This window comes from Holdemanella sp., assembly GCF_056804935.1.
In genome coordinates, this window is the sequence record NZ_DBMEXE010000267.1 from 1 (window position 1) to 1,902 (window position 1,902).

At 36.2% G+C, this 1,902-nt stretch carries 3 protein-coding genes; 2 read left to right on the top strand and 1 reads right to left on the bottom strand.

Annotated elements, in window-relative coordinates:
- Window positions 1-60: 60 nt before the first annotated feature.
- The gene (locus ACZQCL_RS09140; RefSeq protein ID WP_265334338.1) at window positions 61-309 is read right to left on the bottom strand and encodes a cyclase family protein; all 249 of its coding nucleotides are present in this window, start codon (window positions 307-309) and stop codon (window positions 61-63) included.
- 224 nt (window positions 310-533) lie between these two features.
- Between ACZQCL_RS09140 and dxr the strand changes: the two genes are divergently transcribed.
- Both dxr and ACZQCL_RS09150 read left to right on the top strand, forming a co-directional pair.
- Window positions 534-1,670, top strand: a complete 1,137-nt coding sequence (gene dxr / locus ACZQCL_RS09145; protein WP_333672967.1) for a 1-deoxy-D-xylulose-5-phosphate reductoisomerase — start codon at window positions 534-536, stop codon at window positions 1,668-1,670.
- Between the two features lie 51 nt (window positions 1,671-1,721).
- A partial coding sequence (locus tag ACZQCL_RS09150; RefSeq protein ID WP_482482951.1) for a hypothetical protein occupies window positions 1,722-1,902 on the top strand: 181 nt, incomplete at its 3' end.

Consider the following 1,902-nt stretch of genomic DNA (forward strand, 5'->3'; position numbering starts at 1 on the left):
TGCCGATTCAGATTATTATCACGCAGAGGGTCTAATCCCATTACGTCAAAGCCAATGCCTTTAAAGTTTCCTTGAATTATAAGGAAAGTCATTAAAGTAAGTTTCGTCTTTGAAATGTTTGTCCCAACCAAGATTAAAGAAAAGAAAATCAGCCAACTTGGCTTTATCTATATTGATTTTATCGATTGTGATGGCTTGTCCTTCTTTTAAATCTCTACAATCAACGACAAGAGCTTTGCCGATGAATTGTTCTGGGGAAAATTGATCTAAAGTCTTTCTGTTCGCAAAAATATGAGCCGGTGGATCCATGTGTGTTCCTACATGAGAATTGATTTAGATGAATGTTTCTTTAAAACCATCCTTGTCGTAGGTGCTTTTTGTGGTTAATTTTGTGTTTCACTACCCGGAAAGACGGGCATATCTTCCGAAATAGTATGTGTTAAATCAATGACTTTCATAATTTACCTCCAATTACTATTTAACCACATCTTTTATCTGTATTGTGTTAAAATGATAAGTACAGGTGATGAATTATGAAAAGAATATTATTATTAGGAGCTACAGGCTCTATCGGTTTACAAACAGTGGATGTGATTGAACAACATCCAGACCAATTTTGTCTAGTTGGTATTGCGGCTGGACATCAAGTGGATGTAATGCAGAAAATTATTGATAAACATCCTACCATTCAGGTAGCTGGTATTTCAGATGTTTCAAAGGCTAAAGAATTAAGTGGTGTTACTGTTTATAGTGGCAATGAAGCCATGGTTCAATGTATTGAAAACTGTGAATATGATTTGTTGGTGAATGCTGTTGTTGGATTTAGAGGATTAAAGCCTACCTTAACATCTTTAAAAAAAGGAATTGATGTGGCATTGGCTAATAAAGAAAGCTTGGTTGCGGGCGGTGTTTTGGTGCGTCAGACATTGCAGGAAACAAACACCAAACTATATCCAATCGATTCAGAACACTCTGCCATCTTCCAATCCTTGCAGGGAAATCGTAGTGAAGATGTGAAGCGTTTAATTATTACGGCAAGTGGTGGTAGCTTTAGAGATAAGACAAGGGATGAGTTAGGTGATGTAACAGTAGAACAGACTTTAAAACATCCAAACTGGAATATGGGAAAACGAATCACAGTGGATAGTGCAACAATGGTCAATAAAGGTTTTGAAGTGATTGAAGCACACTATTTATTTGATTTGCCGTATGAAAAAATCGATACAGTGTTACATCGTCAAAGCATCGTGCATTCTATGGTTGAATACAATGACAACGCAATTATTGCACAACTTGGATCTGCCGATATGCGTTTACCAATTCAATATGCGTTATGTTATCCAGATCGTCCGGTGTTAAAGGAAGATCATCCTTTGGATATGACAAAAACAATGGATTTGAACTTTAAAGAAATGGATTATGTTCGTTATCCAATGTTGAAACTAGCCTATGAAATTGGTAAAAAAGAAGGAAATCTAGGTGCCGTATTTAATGGAGCGGATGAACAGGCAGTACAGCTATTTTTAGATAAAAAGATTTCATTTTTACAAATTGAAGAAAGTATTGAACAAGCTTGTAAGCAGGCAAAATATATTGAAAACCCTACAATTGATCAATTAGAAGCAACGGATACGTGGGCTCGAAAGTTTGTTGTTGAATATTGGGACTAGACCAATTGATATTTTGGGAGTAAAATAGTGAAATGGAATGGAGGGTTTGTCGTGAATAAAGCAAAGGTTTATTGTGTCGCAAGTGCTGTAGCAGTTTGTGTGGCTTCAAATCCAAATATGGATGTGCTTGCCAAACAAGTACAGCCAGTAAAATTAGAAGAAAAAGCCCAACAGACAATTACTGCAGATGATTTTATCAACCTCTTCTACAAGGACAGACTTGCCAAATTGT

What these genes read in the sequence shown, in the direction of transcription:
- ACZQCL_RS09140 (WP_265334338.1), bottom strand. Translation starts at nt 309, where the DNA reads ATGGATCCACCGGCTCATATTTTTGCGAACAGAAAGACTTTAGATCAA.
- dxr (WP_333672967.1), top strand. Translation starts at nt 534, where the DNA reads ATGAAAAGAATATTATTATTAGGAGCTACAGGCTCTATCGGTTTACAA.